Origin of the sequence: Sphingomonas sp. (genome assembly GCF_017304615.1) — a bacterium.
In the GTDB taxonomy this organism is placed as follows: Bacteria; Pseudomonadota; Alphaproteobacteria; order Sphingomonadales; family Sphingomonadaceae; genus Sphingomonas.
The window spans coordinates 663546-689409 of the sequence record NZ_JAFKLZ010000002.1; the positions used below are offsets into that span (position 1 = coordinate 663546).

The following is a 25864-nucleotide window of genomic DNA, read 5'->3' on the forward strand; positions in this document are numbered from 1 at the left end:
CCGCTCCACGGAGCGACGGGCGTCAGATTGCGTTGAAGGTGGACGTCAGGCAGCGGTCGCGGATCGCAACCCGATCAGGCGGAGCCAGTCATCCTCGGCAGTACGGAGCTGATCGGCGTTGGCGAGCCACTGCCACTGGCGCGATCCGAACCGGCCGGTCGGGCGCCAGAACCTCGCCGTGGCCAACAGATGGATGTGGGGCGGAGCCGACGGCTTGTCGCCATTGCCCTTGGGCGCGTGGATAGCCCAATCTACCACCATCCCTTTATCGACGAGATGATCGAACGCATATTTCTCGACGAGCCACGACCAGCGCGCCGGGTCGGCATCGGGCGGCAGATCCGCGACGATGTGCGTCGCTGAAATGGCACGCGGTCCCTCGAGGGCCGCCGCGTCGTCGGCCTCGCGCCACAGCGTATCGCCCGAGCGCAGTCGCGGCGGCAGCTTCTGCGGATGGCAACGTCCGCTGGCGACCAGATCGCCCCGCGCGACATAACCGTCGGGCACCGGTCCGAACCGGTCGCTGCCGCTGAGCCGGTTGATGTAGAAGTAGCTGGCGGTGGCGGTGTAATGGGTCGAGTACGGCCCCTCGGTGGACCGGCTCTCGCGTCCTGCGGCGCAGACGGGCCGCGCGTTGAACGGCGGACGCGGGCGCAGGATGCTGCGCCCTGCCTCGCGGGTGCGAGGCATGGTGATGATGTCGGACATTCTACGTATTCCTTTTCAGGCTGAGATCGCGCGTCGCCGTTGCGACGCGCGGAGCCGTCAGGGACGGATCAATGCTATCTGCATTTTTCCTATCACCTTCCGGCTCACTTCAGACTTTTCTGCCCTGCTATCCTTTGCTGGCGCGATGCCTGGCGTAGGGGCGCGCTTTTCCATCGATCGATCAAAATAAAGGGTGCCCCAGGTAACTATCGCGCCGGGCCACGGTCGATGTCCGATCGCTGGCTTCGGGTCGGAGAACTGCCGGTCGCTCGATCGGCATAGGCACGGACAGCGGCGGCGACGCTCGCCGGCCAGACCGCGTGACCGGCGGCGGCGCTGGCGCGCGCCGTTTCGGTGACCAGCGCGGCGACGCGATCGTGGTTCCGCCACGGATGGAGCAGCGCCGGCAGCATGGAGATCTTGCCGGGCATGGCCATCAGCCGACCATCGGTTGCGATACGAATCCGGTCGGGATGCCGCCCGGCCAGCATCAGCAGCATGAGCAACTGATCGGTCGGCCTGCCCGTCGCATCGAACGCCGGGACGCGAACATATACGCCGTCATCCTGAAATACCGGGACGGGTCCCTGACGTTCGCCGCCCGACTCGACTAGCCCCCGTGCAGGTTCAAGCGTCGCCGGATGGCGGCCGATAGCGGCGGAAGCCCCGCGATCGGCGTCACGTCCGGCGTGGGTCCGCGCGACGCCCTTCTGGATCGCCGCCACATCCTGCTGGAACCCCGGGTCGGTCGCCCAGCGATCGATCCGGCGGAGCTGGTCCGGCGGCAGATCACGCGGCCAGAAGCGCGAGCCGGTCCTGGCAAACGCCAGCGGTCGCGCCTTCGCCTCGCGAGCGAGCTCGGCAACCACCAATTGCTGTTCGGCGCGCAACGCGCAAAGCCCGCGCTGCACGCCCGGCTGCTCCAGCCAGTCCCACCCGACCCCGATCGCCTCGAGTGCCGGATAGTCGGTTTCGACCTGTCCGTGCTCGTGACGGTAATCGGCGACATAGGGGTCGAGGGCCTTCAACCGCGCCAGTCGGGCCGCGTCCGCTTCGTTTTTTCGGTCCACGGCGCGCGGTCGCGACACCGCCTCGGCAACGAGCCGATCGAGGCTCGGCAATGTCTCGAGCGTCGTCGTCGCGGCCAGCGTCGGCAGCGCGTCCTGCCGGAGGGCTTCGCCCGCTACGCGCTGCCGCAGCCGGCGCAGCCGCGCTTTCCGGGCGCGTGCCAACGCATCGAGCAGATCGAATGCGATGGGTGCGGATACCGTGGTGACGGTCGGGGTGACCGCAAGTTCCGCCCGCGGCCGCGGGCGCGGGGCGACGGTCAAAGTGCGGGCTTCCGTCGTCGGTACCGCGGTGATGAGAGATTGCGCGGCAAACCGCACGCGCATAGCCGGCATGCGGATCACCGCCGGCGTCAAGACCCGTCCGATGGTCATGCGGTCCGCCGGAACCGCACGCTTCCTCACGGAAAGCCGCGCCGCCGGGCGGACTGGCGGTGTCGCTTCCCGGCGGATCGCAGCGGGGGGCGTCGACGCCGGGGTCAGCGAGGCCGAAGGTTCGACCGGTGTGCCGGTCCTGGCGACGAGCGCCGGTCGTGCAGGGCGGTGGGTGATCGCCGGACTGAGGGTCTTCGCCGGCACGGCGGGCGCTGAAGATATGAGGGCGCTCGCTGACGGCGCGACCACTTTTACGGTCCGGATGGCTGCGGGTTCGACCGGGGGAGTAGCGCGGAAGACCTTCGCCGGGACGATCGCCTCCTCGTGACGCGCCATCCGTTCGATCGCCGCGTCGCGCACCCTGGTCAGGGCGGCGATCTTGTGGTCGGCGTCGCGAATCGCCCGCCGCGCGACGTTCTTTGCTGCCTTGATCCGGTTGCGTTCGTGCGCCCATACATGACCGCCTCGCGCGGCGATCGCGGCACGGGCTTCGCCGAGATGTTCGCCGACATCGAGATCGAGCCGCCGCGCGCCATAGCCGAGACCAGTATAGCGTCGGTTGCTCTGCGCCTGCTCCGCTGCCTCCGACGTCGAATGCGACCAAAGATGCCGAAGCATCTGAACGCCATCGCGGCCGTCGAGTTCGCCGCACACCTCGTCGGCGACGTCCCAGCAATAGGGCTCGACCCGACGCATCGGTCGTAGCGAGAAGGCGATGTGCGGATGGAAGTTGCGTTGATCGCCTTGCGCGGGCGGCGCGTGGATCGCGGCGGAATATGGGAGGCCGAGCGGGTCCAGCACGGTCGTGCAGAAGTGGCGCAACGCCGCGATCATCTCGGCTTCGCTCATGTCGCTGTCCAACGGCGCGATGGCGAGCATCTGGATTTTGGCGTTGGCGCGGGTGCTGGCGTCCTCCATCGCCTGCCAGGCAGTGCCGATCTCGATCCAGTCGTCGCCCATGTTGCTGATGATGACAGGCTCGCCCGCCGCGTCGAGCAGTACCGCCTCATCGCGGACGATGTATTCCCAGTTCTCGCGCGCCTTGCCGTTATGGAAGCCTGGCGACTTGCGACCTAGATAGCTCTGCTGCCAGATCACGCCCCTCATGCCGAGCGCATCGACCGCCCAGGAGGATGCGGGGCGCGGCGCATCTATACCTCTTGCGGTCCCCCTGATCGCGATGCCGATTACGCGCTTGGTGACCGGTGACGTGCTGTTCTCCGGCCGCTTCGGCTCGGCCCGCACCTTGAACCGTGCGGCCCATCGGATCGAGCCGCGATGAAGCTCGGCCAGTTCCCGCTGCAACGATCGCGCGGCGGCGCGATCCTCGAGCATCATCTGCAGTTCGAGGGCCTTCTCGTGCCGCTTGATCTTCGCCTGTTTGCGCGCCTCGGATCGCATCTGGCGCATGATGATCCGGCGGTTCTCACGCGTTGCAGGGATACAACTTCCGTCGGGCAGGACGAGAAAGAACTCAGGTGGGGGCGGGGGTGGGACAGGGCCGGCGGAGCCGCCCGAATTCGACGAAGGCGAATTCATTTAATGCGCCCCCCGCCCCTAAATCCTGAATGCCCCTTCCAGACTGTCGCGCTGCTGGACCCGTATCCGTCGGCGCTGTCTTGATCACCTGACACACCCCGCCAATATTGGTAGATCGATTGGCTGGACAGATAGGCGCGCGGCAGGGTCATGTCCGACCCATCGGCGATCGGCATGTGCGGGAGCCACGGCACTCCCGCCTGGGCAGCAGGTCGGCACGGCGGGCGATCGATGCAGATTCGCCTACCGAATTTCCGGCGACCAACCCATAAGCTCGGGGCTGGGCATCGTGCCCGGCGTTATGCCGGAGCCTGCCCCGATGATTGCCGTCCTGCCGAACCCTCCCGCATCGTCGCCGCGCGCGCTCGGGCATGGGCAGGCTCAGCCGCGACTGACATCGCTGCGCTACATCCCGTCATGGCTGATGCGTCTCGAAGGAGACGTATCGATGCAGAAGCCCATTCCACCTGCCAGCGACGAGGCGCTCGTCGCGACGATCGATCGGCTGATCGCCAAGGCGAACATCGCCCGTGAGACGGCCGCCGCCGAGATCGTGGCGCTCGATGCCGAACAGGTCGCGCTTGGCCATCATCCGCATTACGCCGGCTATGTCGCTGGCGGCATGCTCAACGAGCGCGGGTTCGGCGCCGGGCATATTCTCGCGGTGCTCGGCGTGCACGCGCTTGACTGGCGCGACATACTCGACCGGCTCGCCGACGCGCGCGTCGACGACGATGCCGATCCCGCCGACCTCCTGCCCCGCCTGCGTAGCATGTGCGAGGCGGACCCGATGCTTGAAGTCGCCGGCGAGCGGCTGGCGGCTGACCTCGGGCTGTTACAACAAGGGCGTATCGATCCGTTCTGGCTGAAGCGCCCGAAGTTCGGGCTCGGCCAGGCCGCGATGGCGTTCGGGGTCGAGCCGCACCACGCCGATGGCCATCGCGGGTTGTACGCCCTGCCGCTCGCGGTGCTCCATCGCGGGTTCGAGCGCGCTGCCGCCGGACAGGACGACCAGCGGTTCGGCGCGCTGCTGGTCCCGGTGATCGAGACCGGCGGCGAGCGCTTGGCGCGGATCGGTGCGGCCGCATTCCATCGCGACGCCGAAGCGCGGTATCATGAGGACTGCGCGCGGTTCGCGGCCCACCAGCAGGCGAACCCCGACCGGCGCTGGCGGTGGAAGCCGCCGCTGTCGCGCCAGGGTCATCTCGCCGTCACCACCTCGCGGGCGCTCGGGGTCGATTTGCCGGCCGAGCGCACGCGCGGCCATGCCGCCAACTGGCTCGGCGACCATGACGCGAATCTCCGCTTCTCGAAACCGGAGGCGTGAAGATGGCCGACAGCACCATCACCGTCGAAGGCGTTCTGGTCACTGACATCACACCCTATCGCACCAAGCTCGAAACCGTGCGCGCAAAGCTCAAGGCGATCTTCACCGGCTTCAATCCCGCGAGGCCCGAGCATCTGCTCCCGCGAGAAGCGGAGATCGTCGCTCTCGCCAACGACGCCGAGCGCCTACGCGAGATCGTCGAGAGTTGGGACGCGGTCGAGGGACAGCGCGCCAACATCATCGGCGTCTGGGAACTGGTGCGAACGTTCGATGGGGACGAAGCATGACCCCAGATCGCGCACTCCACCGCGACAGCCGCGAAGATATCGAGGGCCTCGCGCATCGCGGCCGCATCCGGCTGCCCGAGGTGATCCTGCCCGACGGCTCGGCGTCGCCGGATCAGGTCGCGACGGTGCCGCCGGGTGTGGACCTGGCCAAGGCGTTCCTTCCCTGGCGCGAACTGCCCGGGCCGCCATCGGCGGGAATGGGGGCCGCGATCGTCGGCACCCGGGAACCGGATATCGGCCCCTGGCTCGCCGGTGCCGGCACTGCCCTGAGTCTCGATGCCGGCTACCCCTACATCACCCGGCCGCAGAGCCGCGACGAGATCCTGGCGTGGCTCTACGATCTCACCGGCGTCCGTTATGCGCCAGCGGCGTTCTGGCGGGTCGCGGGCTGGGAGATCGGCTGGCTGGCGCACTGGCTTGATCGCCTGTTCACCGGCGGTGCGATGGGCAAGCTGATCGTCGTCGAGCGGCAGGCTGCAGCGGCAGTGCGTGCGGCGTGGCTTGCGCTCAGGGCCGACGCTGCGAGCGGATCACCACTGATCGACACCGGCGTGTTGCTGGCGGCGCGCGCGGTGATCGACATGCTTGTCGCGTTAGATCGCGTAATCGGCGCAGCGTCCCACGATCCGCAAGTCCAGGCGAAATGGCCCGCGGTGCTCGACGCGCAGGCCGCCATCATCCAGCGGCTACGCTCGTTCGTCCGGGCGATCGAAGACGCCGCCGGCGATCGGAGGCTCGCCGTCGACCGGGAACGGAAGATCGGCCACGCGCTCGATCATGCGCGCGATATCGTCGAGAGTATCGGCCTGTTCACCGCGGTCGGCGACGCGATCGGCGAAAGCGTTCTGCGGATCACCGGTGCACTGCCCACCAAAGGGCGTAAGCCCCCGCCGCTCGACACGACGTTCGCCACCGAGCTGGTCGATCTCTCGAACCGGCTGGAGACCGCGATCGCGGCCGGGCCCGAGCCGGCAGAACCGAAGCGATGGGACACCGAGACGACCGGCGATCTCACCCGTCTGTACGACACCAGCCCGCAAGCGCGTGGCGCGGCGCTCGCTCGTGTCCGGACCGACCTTATTTACAAGCTGGTTGCCACCCGCCGGCTCGACCGGCTGTTCGAGGCGCTCCCTTGGGTGGCGGCGCCGTCCGGCGCGTTCCGGCTGACGTTCGGCGGGCCGCTCGGCGCGATAGCCGCGGTGTTCGAGATCGCCCGGCATCGCGAGATCGCGGTCGAACAGGTGCATCGCACCCGTGAGCCCGTCGCCGGCGGTCGGCTGGATACGACGCGCGGCAAGCAAGTCTACGGCGATCCGAGCCAGGCACTAAGCGCTCTTGGCTCTAACAGTCGCGCCGGGTTCTGGCTCGCCAGCAGCGCGCTGTCGCATCACATGATCAAGGCGCTGCTGGATGGCCGCAGCTTCGATGCCCGTCATCCGCTTCCCACATTGCAGACGGGGCGTCTCAGCTGGGACTTTGAGCACGCTATGTACGATCCGGCGACGATGACGACGGTCACTGAGACCGAACTCGCCAAGTCGGTCTACGCCACCGCCGATTACCACCGTGACCTGCCCCGCTACATGGGACTGGTGGTGGGCGACGTCCTCACCGCCGGGCTGACGGACGTGTTTCCCGGCGAATTGCGCGGACCGGGGTTCAACCGTTTCACCAGCGCCGCCGACGCGCAGCGTCGCAACCTCAAGGTCGGTGGCAACCCGTTTGCCGGTGACAGCGCCACCGCCGCCCATCGCGAGTTGCTCCGGTCGATCCTCAAGTCGCTCGACGAACCCACCGACGGCAACGATGCCGCCTGGCGGACCGCATCGGTCGTCACCCGCACACCCGCTACCCACGAACTGCGCCGGTTCGACGAACGCAACGTCAGCCATACCGGCGACCGCGGCGATGCTGGCGGCCGCATCCGCCGCCGGGCCGCCGAGATCCGCAAGGCACAGAAGGACCCGGGCAGGACGCTGCGCCGCATGGTCGATCGCGCGCGCAGCTGGACCGATACGAGCGACGACCAGCCGCTCGCCGGCGTCCTGTCCGGGCGCCTGCGCCTTACCGCAGTGACGCCGGTCGCGCAGACCGGTATCCCGGCGATCTGGTTCTGCCCGGGGATCGACACGCCGGTCCACGACTGGATCGCCCATGGCGCGCCGATGTGGCAGCCACTGGCGCTGAGCAATATCGTCCACGCCGGGCTGATCGCGCGCGAGGTACAGGCGGTCGGCGACGCGATGCCGGTATTGTTCGGCATGCCAATCCCCACGGCGCTGCGCCGTCGTATCCTGGTACCGTTCTGGACCGGGCTCGCCGGTATTACTGACGACCACGCCCACGTTCCTTGACGGGCCGACGACTGTCGTCGCTGCCGCACATCATCCGGCGGCATCAAGATGTCCTAGACGAAGAGGACGATCCCGATGACCGACCAGTTGCCGCTCAACACGCCCAAGGGCAAGACCCGGGTGATTCAGGTCGATCCGGCCTCAGTGCGCATTTCGCCCCTCAATCCCCGCGCCACCACTGTACATGATCCCAAGGGGCTTGGCCGGCTCGCACTCGAACTCAGGGAGGTCGGCCAGATCAACGACGCGCACGGCGAGACCGCCGCCGACGGCGTCATTGAACTGCTCGCCGGCTCGCGTCGTTGCGCTGCGTGCATGCTGGCGAAGCTGCCACTGCGCATCCGCGTCCATGGCGAGCTCTCGCGCACCGAGGCGATCGCCATCGCGTACCGCGACGATCGCGAGGCGCTGACGCCGTGTTTCTGGGATCTCGCCGGCGGCTGGTCGCGGCTGACGGCGGACGGCGCGTTCAAGTCCGACGCGGACCTCGCCAGGGCCGTCGGCATCGACAAGTCGACGCTGAGCCGCGGGCTGGCGTTCCGCAAGGCGCCCGACGCCATCCTCGATGCATTCGCCGACAGGGGCGATATCAGCCTCAGCCAGTGGATCGACCTCGCGCCGCTCGTCGAGGATCCCGATACCCGCGCCAGGCTGATCGAGCGCGCCGCAATCATCGCCGCCAAGGGGTATGCCGCACCGCGCGTCGCCGCCGAGCTCAAGGCCGCTGCCGCCGGCAAGGCCGAGATCAAGGCGATCGAGGTCAGGAACCGGCACGACCGCGTCGTCGCCGTCATCCAGCCCGACCACCGCGGCGGATTCGCGATCAAGGTCAAGCCGATGGCCGAGGCGCACCCCAGCTTCCGCCTCGAATATGCCCGGCTCGTCAATGAGCGGTTCGTCGAGATCATCAAGAGCTGGTTCGATCGCGAAGCCTGATATCAACCGAGAGGAGTATGAACATGATGGCACTCACCGAACAGGCACCGGTTTGGTTCGGATCGGTCAAGCGACTGATGGGCGAGGACGACAGCAATGTGCTCGCCCAGCTGCCCAAGGACATCTATCCCGACGCCGAGCCCGCCTGCGCAACCTGCCCGGCCAAGGACTGGTATCTCACCGCCAAAGAACTGCGCTGTTACTGCAAGGAGCGCGGTGTCATCTCATGGGTGTCGAACGATGCCCCGGTCATGGCCTGCGATGCGCGCGAGCGGCTGATCGCCGATGCCGAGGCGAGAGCGCGCGACGCAGCCGGCATGCGCTGATCAGTCTCACCGATACAACGTTCAAATGAGGAGGATTTCTACATGACGACTGGTCCTGGGGTGGAACTCAAGGAAAGCGACAATCGCTTCACGTCGCCCACCTTCATCAAGGCGATCGAACAGAGCTTCGGCAGGATCGGCTTCGATCCGTGCTGGCATCGGGCGAGCGCAGTACGCCCGCTCGCGTATCTCGATGTACGCCGGGGGGATGATGGTCTCCGCGACGATTGGTCGGGCAACGTGGCGTTCGTCAACCCGCCGTGGTCGAACCAGAAACGCTGGATCGAACGCGCGCATGATCAGTGGCTCTGCGGTAACGTCGTTACAGCTATATGCCTCGTGCCCGCGAAGACCGACACCAGGCTCTTCCATCACGTCCTGTCGAAAGATGCTGACGTGTATTTCATCGAAGGCCGCCCCCACTTCTTCAGGGAAAACGGCAAGTCCGAGGCGACCATGGTCAGCGCTATGGTGGTGATGTTCGGCGCGACGCCCGCACAGAAGCGGCGTTTCGCGGAAAGGGTCCGGGGTTCGTGGTGGGTGCCGAACCGCTCGTCCGCCGATTTCGCCGGACGACTGCCGCTCGGCGCAAGGTGTGTCGTCACGGAATATCCGGTCATGTCGTGCACCGCTTCGTCACAGGCGAGCGTCGTCTGCGCGCCCGGACGCTAGCCGGAGGTTGCGAACCGGAGCAGGTCGAGTTCGCGCGCAGCGTCCTGCTCGGTAGCGATCGTCGTTTCGACGAACCCGGCGACGAGTAACGGCATGAATGTGGTGGTGTCGATTACGACGCCACCATCCAGTTTCCCTACAGCTTCGATGGCCGACGACGGGGACAGCAGCACTACGTCGCCCAGCGCGCCACCGTATCGTTCGTCGTGACGGCCCTGACGGCCAAGATCGTTGAGGGCGCTCGCCGCAACGACGATGACCGTCTCGTCGCCGAGCGGTCGTCTGGCGACATAGGATTTCGGCAGAACCTCTTTCGCCCCGGCAAGGAGCGCCGGAGCCAGCGTCGACCAGCGCTCGGTCACGTAGCGGGCGGCGAGCGAGGGCACCATGAACGCCGCCATCAACCGGATCGCAGCGGCGAACGCTGCCAGTTCGGCAAGTCCGTACGTTGGTCCGCCAACTTGGCCACCCTCGCGTGGCGGAAGGCCAAGGCGTTGCAACTGGCGGATGCGAGCCTCGAACGCCGTTCGCGCGGCGGGGTCGATACTGCAAGCCGCCATCAGCACGGTGACGGCCTGCGCATAGCGAAGCGACAGGCGAAGAGCGGGCGTGGCAGGCATCGACACTGCATCCCCGGTTGCCCGCTATCCAGCAAGTCGAACCATTGACATAGAACATACACGATCGTATCTGTTCTGCGCCATGATGAGCAGGATGATCATCGATACGCCCGACAGCGCCTTTCGGTTGTGCGGACGCACACAAGGTGGTCGCGTACTCGAACTGCAAGTCCAGCCGCCCGGCAGTAACGCTGCACCAGTCGCTATCTGGAGCCGCCGCTTCACCGATGATGCGGGGTGCGATGCGCTGCTGACCGCGGTGAGCGAGCGTGAGATCGACATCGTCTTTCTGGGGCGTCTCACCATGATGTTCGGCGGCAGAGCCCTCGACGAGATAGCCGATGCGCTCGTCGCCGCCGCGGCGGCTCGGCGGGAGAAGGAGCGGGAGACGGAAGCACGGCGGGCACGCGATCACCTCACCGTCAATCTCTACGCGCGCGAGGGCAAGCACGGTCGGCATCTGCTCGAGCTGCAGCGCAGAAGCAGTTCCGATGCCGACTGGTCGGTCAGATACGACCGCGCGGTCGAACGCGACCGCCTGTGCGACTGGCTGCGCTGGCAGAAGGATCGGTTCCTCCAGTTCCTCGACCACGCCGCCGAGCATGGCGACGAATCGCTCGCTCGGATGCTGATCAACGAGATGTTCGTGACCGAGCGGCGCGTGAAGAAGGAAGGGCGCGGCGCCGGCGGCATGCGGCCCCTGAGAATGTGGCGGGGCGACTGATGGCGATGCTGGCACCCTTCCAACCCGCCACCCCGGCGATGATCGTCGGCCACGGTTCGGACGACGAGTCGCTGCCGCTCGAACTCGGCGAGCCGTTCGCGCTGCTCGGTGGCGACCGACTCGGTCCCGACGGCATCCCGTTCCTGGTTATGCACGAGCACCAGCCCGAGTTCCTCGCTTGGGTGCGTAGGCGATGCGCCGCGATGCTCGCAGCCGAACGCCCGTGGTTTGGCGGCGGCTCGCTGATCCTCGGCGGCGTGCCCGGAGCGGGTCGTACGCATGCGGCGCGCTGGCTGGCGCGTGTTGCAGGCGTACCGCATGCCGTGCTCAACCTCACCGATCCCGTCATCGCCGCCAATATTGCAGCTTCTGGCGAGATCGGGGAGGCGATGGGCGCTTCGCCCGTCACCATCGCGATGGCGACCGCCCGCTGCGCCAATCCGGTCGTCACCGTACTGGGTGCCGACCGCGTCGGCGACGACGTCCTCGCCGGGTTCCAGGCGATGGTCGATCCGGCGCGTTGCCGCCGCTGGCGCGAGGACCGGCTGGGGATCGATGTCGATCTCGGCGAGGTGACCTGGATACTGCAGCGCGACCTTCAGCGCGCCGTTCCCTCGTGGGTCGCGCCGGACGCCGATGCGATCGCGCTGCGGACGATTCCGAGCGGGACGGATCACGTGCTCGCGCTCTCCATCTGCCTCGAGGCGATGGGTGATATCGACGTCGATCCGCGTAGGGGCACCTGTTCATGGGATCAGATCAGCGAGCACTTGCCGCGACACTCCTATCATTCCGCGAAGTCGCTCTACGCCGACATGATCGACGCGCTGCGCGGATGCCTGCGCCCGACCGACCGCCGCTCCGACCCCGAACCCTTCTGACCAGGAGAACGACCATGCTGCCCACCATCACCGCCTCCTCCAACACTTCTCTCGTGCTGGCCGTCCTGCCGCCGGCGGTCGCGCCCCGTCGCCGTGCCCTGTATCTCGTCGGCGAGGCGGAGCGCTCCGCGCCGAAGCCAGTCGCTACCGCGGGGCGCACGATGATCTCGGTCAATGGTCGCTGGACCGCATTGCGCGGCAGCACCGTCAGCTATGCGCAGCTGCTGCGGATCGCCTATCCCGACCGCGAGGGCCAGGCCCCGGGGTCGGCGACGGTGTCGTATCGCCACGCGCTCGACAGTGGGCTGACCGGACTGCTGACGCCCGGCGACGTCGTGCCGCTCGCTGATGGCCTGTTGGTCAACGTCAATGCCACCTTCGCCAGCTGAGGGCAGAACCGTGGACGCCACCAACCGCCCCGACCCGTTCGTCTATCCGGACACCGCCTCGCCTCGCGTCGGGATCGAGGCGGTGTCGGACCGGCTCGCGGGCGGTACGGTCGCGATCATCGGGCTTGGCGGCACCGGATCGATCGTGCTCGATCTCATCAGCAAGACACCCGCCGGCCGAATCCTGTTGATCGACGGCGACGCAGCCGAACAGCACAATGCGTTCCGCTGGCCGGGCGCGATGGCGATCGAGGACATCCAAGCCGGGCTGACCAAAGTCGACTATTTTGCAAAGGTATACGGCCGGATGCACACTGGCATCGAAGCCCATGCGGTGCATCTTACCGATGAGACGATCGGCCTCCTCGACGACACCGACTTCGTGTTCGTCTGCGTCGACAGCGTGGCAGCGCGTGCGTTCATCGTCCCTGCGCTGGAAGCGCGTGGCCTGCCCTATATCGATTGCGGCCTTGGACTCAGTCTAGTCGACGAACGGCTGATGGGCCTGATCCGCGTCACCACCAGCACGCCGGCGATGCGCGCGCACGTCCACGAGCGCGACCGGATCCCGATGACCGGCGATGCCGACGACGCACTGTATCGCAGCAACATCCAGGTCGCGGACCTCAACATGCTCGCCGGCACGCTGGCGGTGATCCAGTACAAGCAGCTCCTCGGATTCTACCTCGATACCGGCGCCGAATATCACGCCATCTATTCGACCGACGGCAATACCATCATCAACGCGGACCGTGCGTAGCGGCGACGCGATGGCGCGCTTCCTCGACCAGCCCGCCCAGCCGGCGCCGCTCGCCGGTGGTCGCCCGCCACGGGAAGACCGGATCGGCATCAGGCGGCAGCGCCGACCAGGCGGCCTCGGGTACCGGTTCGAGCGGCGTCAAGTGGTGATCGACCTCGAACACCAGCGCTGCTCCCTCCTGAACGACGCCGGCGATGATCAGGTCTGCGGCGACGAAGAACGGATGGCTGACAACCTCGGCCAGCGTGCGCCGTGCGTTGCTGGCCGCTCCCCGCTGCAGTCCGGCGATCAGCGTGTCCGGCAGCCGGTGATCCTCGATCCGGATCAGCGCCCGTTCGCCGATTGTCGCGACGCAGCGCGGACGGTCGGACAGCTCGATCCGTTCGGCCACGGCCATTCCGCCGCGCACCCTGATCCTGGCGCCGCCCTGTCCGAGCTCGCGCCGGGCGCGGCGATCGAGATAGCCCGCGACCGGGGACAGACCGACGGCATTGGTCAGACGCAACGCCTTGCGCAACGCATTGCCGGTGCCGGCCCAACGCAACCAGTCGGCAAGAACGGTCGATCCGCTCACCAACCACAGCGGTATCGATCGGGATGCCATGCCGGCAGCCTCAATCATCCGAAGCGCTCGCTCGACTGCAATAGCCGCCTCAATAGCTTCGGCCAGCTTCTCGAAGGCAATGGCGATGTCCGCTGCCCGAGCATCAAGATCAATCCGCGCATCGGCGATCATGATCCGACACGCGTCATTGCTTCCTTCGACGGTCCACGACTGCCGGTCGGCCAACGCCGTCATCTGGTCAACCAGATCGCGCATGTTCTTTCCACTCGTCTATCCCTGCCACCGACAAGGCATATGGTTGATACGATCGTATCCGGCAGGACGCCATGTGATCCGTGCGAATTCTCTTCGGGGCGCATATCGGGACTGACTTGGCTACCGCACGTCCATGCAAGCCAGATGTTGGCGGATGTCGCTCCCCAACGACCCTCGTCACGAAGCGATCGCAACAGAGGCGAACTGCTCGCACGGATTGGTCGCGCCTGTTGTTGCACTGGCCGACTTCGTGAAGGCTATGGCTCGCGCCAACGCTGCGCGCGATATCGCGGCGGCGCGGGTGCGCGCTTCGAGCATACCGATCCCGAGGTGAATGCGGACGCTTGGTATCGAGATTCGACACTCCTCACCAACGTACCGGATCCAACATGATCACAGTCATCTATGCGAGATTCTCAAGCGCGTTGCAGAACGCGCGATCGATTGAAGATCAGATCGCCCTGTGCCGCGAGCGCTGCGAACGCGAAGGTTGGCCTGTCGCTGACGTTTTCACCGATTATGCGATCAGTGGAGCGGCCGGGATCGACGAGACCTCCCGCCCCGGACTGAGCGCGATGCTGGCGCGCATAGAAGCTGGAGGCATCGATCAGGTGGTGGCGGAGGCAACAGATCGGATCGCTCGTCATCAGGGCGACGCTTTTACGATCCGGGAGCGAATCACCTTTGCCGGCGCGCGGCTCTTCACGCTCTCGGACGGCGAGGTTACCGACATCACCGCTACCTTCCGCGGGCTGATGGACGCTCAGTTCCGCCGTGACCTGGCGGCGAAGATCAAGCGTGGTCAGCGCGGCACCATATCGCAGAAGCGCTCGGCCGCAGGTCTGGCCTATGGCTATCGTAAGGCAAACCGGTTCGACGATCGCGGCGAACTCATCCGGGGCCTGCGTGAGGTCGACGAGGAGCAGGGAAAGATCGTTCGGCGCATCTTCGAGGAGTTTGCGGCCGGGCAGTCCCCTCGCGCCATCGCGGAACGGCTAAACCGGGACGGTGTCGAATCACCGGGCGGGCGGCTCAGCGGACCGAGGTTCTGGCGCGCCTCGACGATCTACGGCGATCGTAAGCGCAAGAATGGGATCCTCCAGAACCGGCTCTATATAGGCCAGCTTGTCTTCAATCGAACCAGGAAGGTGCTCGATCCACGCACCCGTTCGCACCTCATCCGTGCCAATCCCGAAAGCGAGTGGCTGGTCGAGGAGGTGCCCGACCTGCGGATTGTTGATGATGAACTGTGGGAAGGCGTGCAGTCGGTGCTGGGCCGGGTCCAGAGCCGCGCGCCGCAGAAGAGTCGCCGTCCCAAGCACATCCTCTCAGGGCTGGTCGCTTGTGGCCTGTGCGGCGGCGGTTGGGTGATCCACAGCGGCAATCGGTGGGGATGCTCACGGCATAAGGAGGGCGGCAAACACGCGTGCGCGAACAATCGCATCATCACGACCGACCGGCTTGAGACCCGCGTCCTCAACGGATTGCAGCACTACATGCTCGACGAGGACCTGATCGAAATCTACGTCGAAGAATATCGCGCCGAGTTCGCCAAGCGGACCAGAGAGCTTAGCCGAGAGGGCGACCGTTTGAAGAAGCGCCACGGCGACGCCGTCGCCAAGATCGAGCGGCTGGTGGAGGCGATCGCCAACGGTGCCGAGGATTTCGTCGAGATCCGCGATGTTCTGGCCAAGGCGCGGAGTGACCGCGATCAGCTCGCCGAGCAGATATCACAATTGCAGCAATTACCGGCCGTCATGCTGCATCCGGCGATCGTTGCCGATTATCGCCGTCAGGTCGCCAGGCTCAATATCGCATTGGGAGGGAATCCGGAGGCCCGGCTCGAGGCAATTCCGCAGCTCAGGGCATTGATCGACCAGGTGAAGGTGTCACCGTCAGAGCAGGAGAAAGGCGTTACGATCGAGGTGATCGGACGGCTGACCTCGATCATGGCGCTCGCCACCGGTCAGCCGATTTCCGGAAAAGAGTACTTTAACGTTGGAGCGGGCGAAGGGATTCGAACCCTCGACCCCAACCTTGGCAAGGACAGTAACGTCTCTAACCGTGACTTACGGCGACTTGCCGAACATTACAAAATCACTCTCCAAAAGTTTGACTTTTCAACGACTTAATGGTTTTATTAAGCTAGCTTCACCATGAGGGTGGCGAGCTTAATATAACCATTAATTACACCGGCGTGGCGACATGGTGGTGATTTGGACCAGACGACTTGGCCACGGAAAAACTCACCAAACGCCACATTGACGGCCTCAAGGCGTCCGCCAAGCCGTATCGCCATTACGACACCGAGTTGAAGGGTTTCGGCATCCTCGTCCTGCCAAGTGGCGTCAAATCCTACATCATAGAATATCGCCCTGATGGTGGGGGACGCAATGTCGCCAAGAAGCGGATGACCTTGGGCCGCGTCGGCGAACTCACGCCTGAACAGGCTCGCGCGATTGCACGGGACCGGCTAGCCGATGTTCGGCGCGGCACCGATCCGCTGTCCGATCGCCAAACCAAACGGCGCGAGCAAAAGCTGTCTGAGTTTATCGATCAATGGGAGATCGACGCTCCGGCAGGCAAGCGCACTGGCCGCCCCATGAAGGATCGCACGCGAACCTATATGCTGGCGCGCCTCCGTCATCATGTCGTCCCCCTGTTGGGAACGAAGCGCATCAGCGACGTGACCGTGGATGACATAAACGGAATGATCCGACGCATTGCGCGTGGCGAGACTGCCAAAGATGGTCTGTCCGGGAAAAAGCGCGGTCGCCTGAAAGTCAGGGGCGGCGAAGGTGCAGCCCTTAAGGTGGCAAGCGATCTTTCGATCATTTTCAACTATGCCGTCGAAAAGCGCTTGATCGCCACCAACCCAGTCACACACGCGCGAAAGCCGCGCGCAGGGAAGCGCCACGATTTTCTCACCGCATCGGAATTTGCCCAGATTGCTACGTCGCTGGCCGGACTTGAAGCGGATGGAGCCAATCCTGCCGGTATCGCCATTCTCCGGTTGATACTCTTGACTGGCGCGCGACCCAGCGAGATCGAAGGCCTCAAATGGGCAGAGGTCGATACCGACCATCAGTGTCTCCGTTTGGCGGAGAGCAAGACGGGCTACTCGGCTCGCCCTCTGTCTCAAGCTGCCGTGGACATACTGTCGGCGATCAGTCGCTGCGCGTCGCCCTACGTGTTTCCCGCGACCCGTGGCGACGGCCATTTCACTGGCGCGAAGAAAATATGGAACCAGGCGCGCGCGAAAGCCAATTTGCCGGGAAGAGTTCGCTACCACGCACGACATGCGATGGCGACATTCGCTTTGGCTGACGGCGTGGATGCCGTTTCCGTCGCCGCGATCATGGGTCACAAAGGACCGCGCACGACCCTCGCCACATATGCCCACGTCATCGACGGTACGGCGGCCCGCGCAGTCGAGGCCATTGGCCAGAAGATCGCGGTCGCCATGCAAACAGCGGCTACAATTCCCGCGCCCGCTGAAGGCCACACATAGGCAAGCTTTGGACGAATTTCCGTTTTCACTGTATAATGCATGGGCTGGCAATGGTGCCGTCCGTCAGGAGGCTCCAATGACCGAAGGCCGAACTTTTCGCCGCGACGAAGCTGCACGGCTTCTACAATCGTACGGACTGAAAACCACAACCGCCAGCCTGGCGACAATGGCAACGCGCGGGGGCGGGCCGCGATACTTCAAAGTCGGGAAGCTCTGCATGTACCCGCTGAGCGACCTTCAATCATGGGTGTCACAGCGCACCACCGGCTTGTTGGATTCCACCTCCACAAAAAAGGGCGCGTACATCGACAACTTCATCGGGTTTGACTGCGAATTGGAAGACAACCTTTTCATTACCGGGCATCCGGGCTTCGACGAGATCACGCGCCTTCTCGACCAAGAGGCGGAAATGCAAGCGCATATGGATTCCGCCCGCACCAAATACGACCAACAGTTTATATAACAAAAACAAATAGTTGACACCCTCGCCGGGTCTGGTTTTGCATGGACGGGAGAAATCGCTCTCCCGCTAGCAATGCCAAGGAGAACATCATGGAACAGACTGCAGAAACCGATGGCTTCATCCTATTCCCCGCTGCGACGGGCGGGGGCGCTTTGGTTCGCCGAAGCCAGATCGCTGGCGCTCGCGCCAACGGTCGTGACGGGGCAATCCTCTACGCCATGTGCGGACCGTCCATCTATACGACGGCGACCATTCCCCAACTCGCCCAGTTTCTCGATGCGGAAACCACTAACATCCATCGGGACTGAAAGGGCCGACCAGATTGTGTGCCGGTGGGGCGACCCATCGGCACACGTCGTATGTGGAGACGAAACATGAAGGCGCGCAACGACCCAACCGACGAGCAGTTGATGCGGCGACTACGTCGTCGCCCCGCGTCAGATCGCGACCCTCGCGTCAAAAACGACGCCTATTGGGCGCTGCGGTTTCAAGGACATCCGCACTCCTACGCGATACGCGCCCTCCGCAATCAGCCGCCCGTATTCCACGAACGACAGGTAACCGCCGATCAAGCCGCCGAGTGCGATCCGGCTGATTTGCTGTTTCCGCCAGGATCGACTTTGGTTGAGGTCAAGGTGTTCGTCCGCCCATTTCTGTCGGAGGAAACAATACAGGGATTGGAGCCGAGATCGTCGGAATATACGGTGTGGGACGACAAGGTACGTAGGTTTGGGGTTAGAGTCCGACCGACGGGCCATAAAACTTACATCGTCAACTACCGGATTCGATTCAAAACAAAGCTTCATAAGCACACGATCGGATTGGTCGGAGACTTTACGCTTGAGCAAGCCCGAAACTTGGCAAGAGAACTTCGGTCCGATGCTCGCAACGGCGTCGATCCGAAAAAGCGCAACCGCGTCGAGCCACAATGAGCGGTTGAGGCCTGAGGGCAATGTCAGAAATCAGACCGTCAGATCATATAGCCGTCGCCAGGCCTTTGTCCGGCGCAACTTGGGATCGGCGTCTGCAATTACGTCCAATGCTTTGCCCAACTCATAGGGCATCTGAGACCTGTCCTCGGCAATCACCGCATCGAGAAGCAAAAGTGTCTCAGCCGGAAACTTGCGAGCAAAGTCGCTCTTGCCGTCATCTGACTCCCTAGCGAGCCGGTAGGTTATCATATCGAGTTGCGCTGCTGGACGCAGCAAGCCGACAACTGCCCGGACGACATCGGGGAAATTATCGCCAGATTGCTCCACCAGATGGACAAAGCTGCGCGACACGTTTTCGGTCCGAAACCTTACCTGGCGGGGCCAAGCCTGCTCGATAAACGGCTTTACGAACTTAGCCCATGTCCCGTCCTCAGCTACGATATTGGCAAGCATCCACAAAGCGTCTCCGCGCGCTTTGTCATCGATCGCAATCAGAACTTCGCGGGCTTCTTTGAACGAGATTGGCGGCCCACCTTCATTTTCTGGCCTGGTGAGAACCACCATCTTTTGAACCCAATGTCGCTGGTCAGATTCGTCCAACTCCCACTTCGCTTTGCCTTTCAGCACAGCAAGCAAACTAGGGCAGAGAATTTTCAGCGTTTTGGAGGAAGGCCATTTAGGGTTAGCGCCAAATCCGTGCCAGGCCGCCTCCGCCAGCGGATGATCGATCGCGAACATTGGTCGGAGAACGCGATCCGACCATTCCGAGAACCAATGATCAAGCCAAGGGAAATGCCGCGCAACTACGCAAGCGGCATGCCCGCCCCCGTCACCACGCGCTTTGAATAACAGCTCAAAACGCTCACCAACGCCGTCTGGCATCGGGCCGTCTTTATTCGCCGTGCCTGGCATGAGTTCCCATAGCGCTTCGGCTAGTTGACCTATGGGGCTATTGATTGCCTTGCTAACGGAGACCTCAGAGCGGTCCTGAACGACGCCACCGACCGTCGTATGCCCTATTCCGCTTGTGGTGACTTCCGCTGGCGCAGCTACATAAGGCGCGATAATTTTATCGATGATACCGAGCGCGCGGGGGCGATCCGCCTCCGCCAGGGCTTTCAAGTGTTTCTCAAACCATCTTGGGACCGAATGTCTCAAGGCCTCCAAAACATCGGTAGGAAGCTGGCTTATCGTTTGGGCCGCGAGCCATCGCAATCTCAGCGACGTGCCTTCGGGCCAGTTGGAGAGCAACGCTTCCCAGAAATCGGTCGGGAAGTCCCCCCCTCTCATGGCAAAGCGGAGCGCGGCGAGAGCTTTAAACGGCCGCGACGCGACCAGGCCTTCGAACGGACGAAAATCTCGTAACTCGCGGTGCCGGCTCTCCGTCTTGTTTCGGGCCTCATGGAGAATTTGGGAAATGGAGACAGATTCGATCCCACGTGTATCGGTAACTCGCTCGACCATCCCGCCACGAGAATCGAGCGAACGATCTGCACCGCGAGCCCAGTCGTCAGACCAGTTCGGATCAACCCCCTTTAGCGATGTCAGCGCTTTCGACGCGACCGGCGATAACTGGCAGCCATTCAACTCCAGCCACAAAAGTCTTTCAGCCGAATACACGGCCCTCCGCCGTCGGAATTCAGACGCCTTCTCATTTTCCCATCGAGCAGGGCCTTTCGTGATTCTTCGCTCAATCAATCGGCGCTGCTTTAAAGTGAGATCGCTCCACCGCGCTCGCAACGTGATGAGGAGTTCCCTCTGCGAATGCGGATCCCAGAAGACTCGATCATCAACGTCGGACAGGATCGCGACGACTTTGTTCGGAGGAACGACCTCGCCGAACATCGCCGTATACATTGACAACTTGCCGAAGAAGTACGTGTCATCGATCGGCCATTGGGCGAGTTCGAGCGCGGCTAGCGCGGGATCGAAGTTCGCAAGCCTATCGAAAAGGTCTCGGAACCACAGGAAATATAGCGTCTTACGCCCATGAAAAGATTCTCCCCGTTCCCCGGTGGGATGGAGTGTCGGCGTTTGCCACCATTGCGTGCCTATCTCATCGAGAAGGCTAGACGCGGTAATGAGAGCACGCCGCACGATACCAGTTACCGATGCAAGGTGCTCATCTGGGATAGCGAGTTCGTCGTTGTGCCGGTCCAACACTCTGACATTGGCATCGATGAGCCGCCGAAGAAGTAAGTCACCCCAGCTTTCTTCGATAGGATAACTGCGTCCGAACCTTTCGCGACCGAACTCAACATATGGCTGAGAAATGCGATCGAAAAATCTCAGGGAAGTTGCCGACCAGCCTTCTTTGCCGACCATCGAGCGAAAATCGTACCAAGCATATTCGCGGCTAAAATTCCCGCGTTGATCGTGGCTTTCCAGATATAGCCTCCAAAAAGTGGTGGCTTCTTGGGGCATGTCGGTGTCTCGCTGATCCAGCCGCCTAGACACGAACCAGAGCAAATTTGGATTCAGTTGCTTCCAACCCGCCGCCCACCAAATGGCGGTGGGTTGATGCATCACATCACCAAACCAACTAGCGATATGATGCAGTCGTTCGGGCAGTGGATTTGCCCATTGTGCATTCCATCCTCTCAGTCCCGTCCTCTCGGGAAAGCTTGCATCCCCGGTTTTCCAATCGAGCGGATTGAAGCCAGGAATCACTTGCTGGCCGTTAGACTCCTTAGGAGGACGAGGCGGATCGTCATCAAGGCCATACAAATCGAGGGGATCGATCTCCTCATCGTCATTCCATGACCGTGCCCGCGGCTCCGCGTAACGAACATTAGCGTCAAAAACGCACATCCATTCTGCCGACGGCGCCGGCTTCGCGTCAGCAAAGAGCTTCGCGCCCTGTTTGCTGCTGACCAACTCAACGACTTGTCCCCGTTCATGCGGACGGACCTCAATTGGTCGTTTCTGGGCGACCCCTATTATTTTGCTGTTCCAACCTTCCGGATTTCGCACGGCTTCTGCCCAGGCTGAAAGCGTGTTCCAAAGTCCGGCATGGCCATCGCTTTTCGGATAGCAGATCGGAGTCACACCCCTATCCTGCCATTCCTCCTCTGCATCGCCTTCGTCGCCTTGAGTAAATGCATAAATAGGCGAGTCATAGCTTACGCCATCCGCCGCGTTCAGGCCTTCCAATAAGTAGCGCATCGGCGGGTCTTCCGCTCGATAGCCAAGCAGAACGATGGTGTATCTTTCACGCAAGGCTTTCACAAAACGGGTAGCCCAACCCTCGGACAAATAGGCTCGGCCGAAATCCGCACTGCTAATTACGTAACCGGACGCCACTCCTATCTCAGGCTTACGAAGCCGACCGTGGAGGTAAACCACACCGTCTATAGACGGTTGAAGCGACAGGTCAGGCAAGGCCGGTGGGACGACCCTTGGGACACGCTTTTCGATCGATTCAAAGAGGAGGTCGAAGTTCGTCGTAACCAGCTGAGGACGCCCATCCGCCCCTCTGGAAAGGTCGAGAATCATCTGGTGGCAGGACAGGTCGGGCTTTCTGACCACTTTGAGCGCAGAGAAAATCTCCCGATCAACCTCTGACTGTCCAAACTCCCTGACCAGCAGACTAAATACGCGATCCGAACTGTCTCCGCGCTCCATTGCGACGCGCGCCTTTTCTGCGCCTAACTTTTCTACGACCTTTCGCGTCAGCCCGACAAAATCAGGAAGTCCGGCACGACGGGATATCCCTGCCCCACAGAAGAAAATGACATTTCCCTCATTGCGTTGGGTCAATAGGTGCGACGGAAGTACGGGACCATCAGGTAAAAAGCGCATCCCCGCCTATTACCCGATGCCGACGCTTTTTCACACGCAACTTGTCCCGTCTTGGACGGGTTCCCCGTTGTTACCCCGACCAATCAAAGTTCGTGGGGCGCGGATGCAAGCAGCTTAAAGTGGATAAGCGCGCCTCAAACGAGAATCAATTTGGCAAACAGAGTTGGATGGCCAGCTGAAGATGCAAATCATGACTCGGTGCGAAAACTGCAGATGAAACGGGTTTTGCCCGCTTCATGCTCTACGGCGTGGTAGACGCTCAATTCGGATGAAATGCAGTGAAATGACTTCCGAGAGGGAATGAAACGCCCCTCTTTATGCCTCGTTGCCGGGATGCCCGCTTAGGCTGTGTGGATTGGCTGCCCTAGGGCGGCATGACATCGGCGCGAGAACGACGCAAAATACGCTCGCCGCTGTCGTCACCGTGGAATCATCATTCGGATTGAGTCCCGGCGCCAGTATACAGATGTGGGAGCGATGCGGCGCATCGCAGTTGGCGCGTCCAATCCCAATTGTGAGGTTAGCTTGGCATGTGTCGGTACTCACAAGACGCGCGGCGAACGCATGACCTGCTTGGATGACAGCTTCAAACCTAGGGCAATGGTTTAACTTGCTCCCCAGGATGATGGACAGTGAGATCGATCGGCAACAAAGATACAGGACAGCCATCGAGCCAGTGAAGGCATACTCACACTAACCTTTCTCAAATCTCCGACCATTCTCCATCGGGTGAAGGCCTGACATTAGGGAACAGCTCAGCGTAACGATGAGGTTGCATAGTATGGATGGGGACAAGCCTACTCGCCCCCACTCCATCGACAAAACGGGCAAGGTCGGAAACGTGGGCGTGACCGGAGGTGTGGTGGATTTCGAAGTTCATGCCTTGAGCGTCGGCCCACGCCCTCAAATCGAGCTTCTCCCGATCCAGATAGCCCGGCCAGAGCGACCAGATGACCTTACCTCCCACCAATCCACCGATGCTTTCCGCATCCTCGATCATGGACGAGCGGAACATCATCACCCATTGATCTCCGCTCGCTCCTATATCTGAGGCGAACACGCGATGCCGCCGATAAGGTTCGACCAGATCGAACCGCTTGCCCCTGACAATCCGAGCCTTCTGCCGCTTCGGTAGGTACACCTTCATACTCGATGACGGCGATCGCGGGCTGGGCAGCGATGATTTGCCAAGCGCGTCAAGAATGTTCGCCGTGTAGGCGTCCGCAATGAACTTCCTACCGGAGCGCAGCGTCGCCCTATAGAAGGTGACAAGGCGGTCGATGTTCTGAGCCGAGAAGCAGGCAAGGACGATCCCGCTGGTGTCCGCAATCGATGCGGCAATGTGAGTTTCGACCTGATCTTCCGTCAACGGGGCGGGCGAGTCTTCCCGACCCAGCACCGTTCCTTCCATCAGTAGCACATCGACCGAGGCAGGCGGATCGGCCAGAAAGGCATCGAACGCCCATGCTTTCCGGCCATGTGCGCGGAAGTCTCCGCTATAGAGCAGCCGTCGCCCGTCCGCTTCGACCAACAGCGCGTAGGAATCAAAGGCCGAATGATCCATCAGATAGGGCGTGACCCGGAACGGACCGACATTGAACGCGCCCCTATGGCCATAAGTTGTAACTGGCTGAGCGAAGTCCCTACCTGTCGTGAAAGCCGAGGCGACTTCCAACAAGCGCCGTGCGCCATCGCCGATGTAGACCGGTACCGATGGATGCACGACTTCGAGCAACCCGTAATGATCGGAGTGAGGGTGGCTGATTAGGATCCCGAGCAGGTCGGAATTGTCACCGTCCACCAATCCCTCAACTTGAGGCAGCAAGCTCCGATCAGGCTTCCCAGCTTCCAATGGCAGACCCAAGTCGAGCAGCAGTGATTTCCCGCCGGACTCAACCTCAACGCAATTGCCACCGATGACGGCCGCGCCGCGATGGATTCGGAAGCGCATACTTACACTCTTGTCCGGTCATCTATCGCCGACAAAGCCGCCATCAGATCAGTATCGGGCCAGACGAACGACTTAGGGAAGGCTTCGAACGCAAAGGACAGTCGAACTTTCTGCCGTTCTGCCCCCAGCGCCGCTACGCCCTGCGATAGCCCCGCCTCAAACCAGTCGAGAGCCAGACCGCTGTAATAAGTGTGCGGCGCAAGGACTGACAGTCGCACATCCGAGGCTTCAACAAGCAACTTATCGCTATAGCCGAGTCGAGCGCGATACTCTCGGCTCAGCAGCCAAACAAAACCATACTTCAGGATTTCTACCGCCGCATAGAGCGCATTGTCGCTCCCTACCTTCAACTCCACGAAGTCGAAGGCATCAAGGCTGCGCCGATGGACGAGATCAATCGCCCGCCGCCGATCTCCGCCGCCCGCAATTATTCCCGATGCGATGGGAACCTGATTCGACCAATCCTCCCGGCCCTGTGACCGCGCCGCGCGGACGATGGCCCGCTCCAGCGTCACTTCAGGGCTCGAATTATGGTCAGCGTGATCGCACTTGGGATCGAACCACCGCCAGTTTTCATGCGATGGCAGCCTGGTCAATGCGCCAATGCATCCAAGCCAGTTTTCGGCCACCAATCCGAATAATCCGCGCACAAAGCGTTCACCGTTGAATGTCGCCGGCGGCATCCGGCTCAGTCCTTGAATCGCAGATCGATGCTTGATGCTGGCGATCTTCAACTGACTGGCCGCCAAGCGATCAACACCGTCAAACAATGACAGCGGCGCAGCGGTCCTAGCCGACAACATAGCTTGCATCTCCCCTCGAAGGCCGAGCCAAAGGGAGGTGCTAGTATCATACTACTGGTAAAATGGCATCAGTCAGCCTGTCGCTTGATACCACCGTATGTCAGCAGCGGGCAAGTTCCGGCAATGAATCTCAAGGATCGCGTTGCCAGCAGAATAAAGACTATCCGGAAACTCCGGCAGCTGACTCAGGAGCAGCTTGCGCAGCGCGTCGATCGAACCGTGTTTGCCATTTCTCAGCTAGAACGAGGAAGAAGCTTACCGAGCTTCGAAACCTTAGAACGTCTTTCGGTCGCGTTAGAGGTGCCGGTGAAAGAGTTCTTCGATGATGGCAGCGAGACAGCTGGCATGTCATCGCACCGCCTCATCCTTACCACGGCGGTTGCCGACCGGGTTCGATCGATGGCGGACGACCAGATCGAGGCGACGCTTCGCATGATGGACGCGATGTGGCCGAAGGCGCGCTAGTAAGGCGATTTGCGGACTATAAAAAAAGGGGTCCCACTACGGCGTAGCGGCAAGCGTTATGCTTCTCCCCAATAGAGTCACGTGATTTAGGACGGCCTCTATTTTGCCCAGTGCCCCAAAACCCATTCCCACTGCCGGCGTTCATAGTCGTAT

Annotated in this window: 23 protein-coding genes; 16 read left to right on the forward strand and 7 right to left on the reverse strand. The window is 62.7% G+C overall.

What is annotated here, in order from left to right; genetic code table 11:
- Positions 1–45: 45 nt before the first annotated feature.
- Positions 46–708, reverse strand: a complete 663-nt coding sequence (locus tag J0J06_RS11450) for a MobA/MobL family protein (protein ID WP_294042021.1) — start codon at positions 706–708, stop codon at positions 46–48.
- 206 nt (positions 709–914) lie between these two features.
- Positions 915–3560 (reverse strand): MobA/MobL family protein, encoded by a 2646-nt coding sequence (locus J0J06_RS11455; protein WP_294042023.1) that lies wholly within the window; start codon positions 3558–3560, stop codon positions 915–917.
- 577 nt (positions 3561–4137) lie between these two features.
- Between J0J06_RS11455 and J0J06_RS11460 the strand changes: the two genes are divergently transcribed.
- The 6 genes from J0J06_RS11460 (at position 4138) to J0J06_RS11485 (ending at position 9591) form a co-directional block, all read left to right on the forward strand.
- A complete protein-coding gene (locus J0J06_RS11460; RefSeq protein ID WP_294042024.1) occupies positions 4138–5016 on the forward strand; it encodes a hypothetical protein in 879 nt (292 codons plus the stop codon).
- A gap of 2 nt (positions 5017–5018) precedes the next feature.
- Entirely contained in the window at positions 5019–5303 is a 285-nt protein-coding gene (locus tag J0J06_RS11465; RefSeq protein WP_294042026.1) for a hypothetical protein, read from the forward strand.
- Positions 5300–7657, forward strand: a complete 2358-nt coding sequence (locus tag J0J06_RS11470) for a hypothetical protein (protein WP_294042028.1) — start codon at positions 5300–5302, stop codon at positions 7655–7657. The genes J0J06_RS11465 and J0J06_RS11470 overlap by 4 nt, the downstream gene beginning before the upstream one ends.
- Before the next feature lie 75 nt (positions 7658–7732).
- Positions 7733–8593 carry a ParB N-terminal domain-containing protein gene (locus J0J06_RS11475; RefSeq protein ID WP_294042030.1) on the forward strand — a complete coding sequence of 287 codons (861 nt, stop codon included), beginning with the start codon at positions 7733–7735 and terminating at the stop codon, positions 8591–8593.
- A 23-nt stretch (positions 8594–8616) separates the two neighbouring features.
- Positions 8617–8919, forward strand: coding sequence for a hypothetical protein (locus J0J06_RS11480; protein WP_294042031.1), 303 nt, complete (start codon positions 8617–8619; stop codon positions 8917–8919).
- A 42-nt stretch (positions 8920–8961) separates the two neighbouring features.
- Complete coding sequence (locus tag J0J06_RS11485; protein ID WP_294042034.1) at positions 8962–9591, forward strand: DNA N-6-adenine-methyltransferase; 630 nt, start codon at positions 8962–8964, stop codon at positions 9589–9591.
- On the opposite strand, the gene J0J06_RS11490 is transcribed toward J0J06_RS11485, so the two are convergent.
- Positions 9588–10211 carry a hypothetical protein gene (locus J0J06_RS11490; RefSeq protein ID WP_294042036.1) on the reverse strand — a complete coding sequence of 208 codons (624 nt, stop codon included), beginning with the start codon at positions 10209–10211 and terminating at the stop codon, positions 9588–9590. The genes J0J06_RS11485 and J0J06_RS11490 overlap by 4 nt on opposite strands.
- On the opposite strand from J0J06_RS11490, the gene J0J06_RS11495 reads away from it, so the two are divergent.
- From J0J06_RS11495 to J0J06_RS11510, 4 genes are read left to right on the forward strand one after another with little or no spacing between them, the layout of a single operon-like run.
- On the forward strand, positions 10201–10935 hold the full coding sequence (locus J0J06_RS11495; RefSeq protein ID WP_294042038.1) for a hypothetical protein: 735 nt from the start codon (positions 10201–10203) through the stop codon (positions 10933–10935). The two genes, J0J06_RS11490 and J0J06_RS11495, sit on opposite strands and share 11 nt — an antisense overlap.
- Positions 10935–11816, forward strand: a complete 882-nt coding sequence (locus tag J0J06_RS11500; RefSeq protein WP_294042040.1) for a hypothetical protein — start codon at positions 10935–10937, stop codon at positions 11814–11816. The genes J0J06_RS11495 and J0J06_RS11500 overlap by 1 nt, the downstream gene beginning before the upstream one ends.
- A gap of 14 nt (positions 11817–11830) precedes the next feature.
- The gene (locus tag J0J06_RS11505) at positions 11831–12205 is read left to right on the forward strand and encodes a multiubiquitin domain-containing protein (protein WP_294042042.1); all 375 of its coding nucleotides are present in this window, start codon (positions 11831–11833) and stop codon (positions 12203–12205) included.
- 10 nt (positions 12206–12215) lie between these two features.
- Positions 12216–12965 carry a ThiF family adenylyltransferase gene (locus tag J0J06_RS11510; RefSeq protein WP_294042044.1) on the forward strand — a complete coding sequence of 250 codons (750 nt, stop codon included), beginning with the start codon at positions 12216–12218 and terminating at the stop codon, positions 12963–12965.
- On the opposite strand, the gene J0J06_RS11515 is transcribed toward J0J06_RS11510, so the two are convergent.
- Positions 12946–13785, reverse strand: coding sequence for a hypothetical protein (locus J0J06_RS11515; RefSeq protein WP_294042046.1), 840 nt, complete (start codon positions 13783–13785; stop codon positions 12946–12948). The two genes, J0J06_RS11510 and J0J06_RS11515, sit on opposite strands and share 20 nt — an antisense overlap.
- 389 nt (positions 13786–14174) lie before the next feature.
- Between J0J06_RS11515 and J0J06_RS11520 the strand changes: the two genes are divergently transcribed.
- From J0J06_RS11520 to J0J06_RS11540, 5 genes are all read left to right on the forward strand, one after another.
- Positions 14175–15917, forward strand: coding sequence for a recombinase family protein (locus J0J06_RS11520; RefSeq protein ID WP_294042048.1), 1743 nt, complete (start codon positions 14175–14177; stop codon positions 15915–15917).
- Positions 15918–16015: 98 nt separating this feature from the next.
- On the forward strand, positions 16016–17296 hold the full coding sequence (locus J0J06_RS11525) for a site-specific integrase (RefSeq protein WP_294042050.1): 1281 nt from the start codon (positions 16016–16018) through the stop codon (positions 17294–17296).
- A gap of 76 nt (positions 17297–17372) precedes the next feature.
- Positions 17373–17759, forward strand: a complete 387-nt coding sequence (locus J0J06_RS11530) for a hypothetical protein (RefSeq protein ID WP_294042051.1) — start codon at positions 17373–17375, stop codon at positions 17757–17759.
- Between the two features lie 89 nt (positions 17760–17848).
- On the forward strand, positions 17849–18067 hold the full coding sequence (locus J0J06_RS11535) for a hypothetical protein (protein WP_294042053.1): 219 nt from the start codon (positions 17849–17851) through the stop codon (positions 18065–18067).
- A gap of 66 nt (positions 18068–18133) precedes the next feature.
- Positions 18134–18691: an Arm DNA-binding domain-containing protein gene (locus J0J06_RS11540; RefSeq protein WP_294042055.1), complete on the forward strand. Its 558-nt coding sequence runs from the start codon at positions 18134–18136 to the stop codon at positions 18689–18691.
- 30 nt (positions 18692–18721) lie between these two features.
- Here the strand turns inward: J0J06_RS11540 and J0J06_RS11545 are convergent, their stop codons facing one another.
- The 3 genes from J0J06_RS11545 to J0J06_RS11555 form a co-directional block, all read right to left on the reverse strand.
- On the reverse strand, positions 18722–22492 hold the full coding sequence (locus J0J06_RS11545) for an SIR2 family protein (RefSeq protein WP_294042057.1): 3771 nt from the start codon (positions 22490–22492) through the stop codon (positions 18722–18724).
- A gap of 703 nt (positions 22493–23195) precedes the next feature.
- A complete protein-coding gene (locus J0J06_RS11550) occupies positions 23196–24443 on the reverse strand; it encodes an MBL fold metallo-hydrolase (RefSeq protein WP_294042059.1) in 1248 nt (415 codons plus the stop codon).
- A 2-nt stretch (positions 24444–24445) separates the two neighbouring features.
- Positions 24446–25192, reverse strand: coding sequence for a hypothetical protein (locus J0J06_RS11555; protein WP_294042061.1), 747 nt, complete (start codon positions 25190–25192; stop codon positions 24446–24448).
- A 177-nt stretch (positions 25193–25369) separates the two neighbouring features.
- Here J0J06_RS11555 and J0J06_RS11560 point away from each other — a divergent pair, with 177 nt between their 5' ends.
- A complete protein-coding gene (locus tag J0J06_RS11560) occupies positions 25370–25711 on the forward strand; it encodes a helix-turn-helix transcriptional regulator (protein ID WP_294042063.1) in 342 nt (113 codons plus the stop codon).
- Positions 25712–25864: the final 153 nt, after the last annotated feature.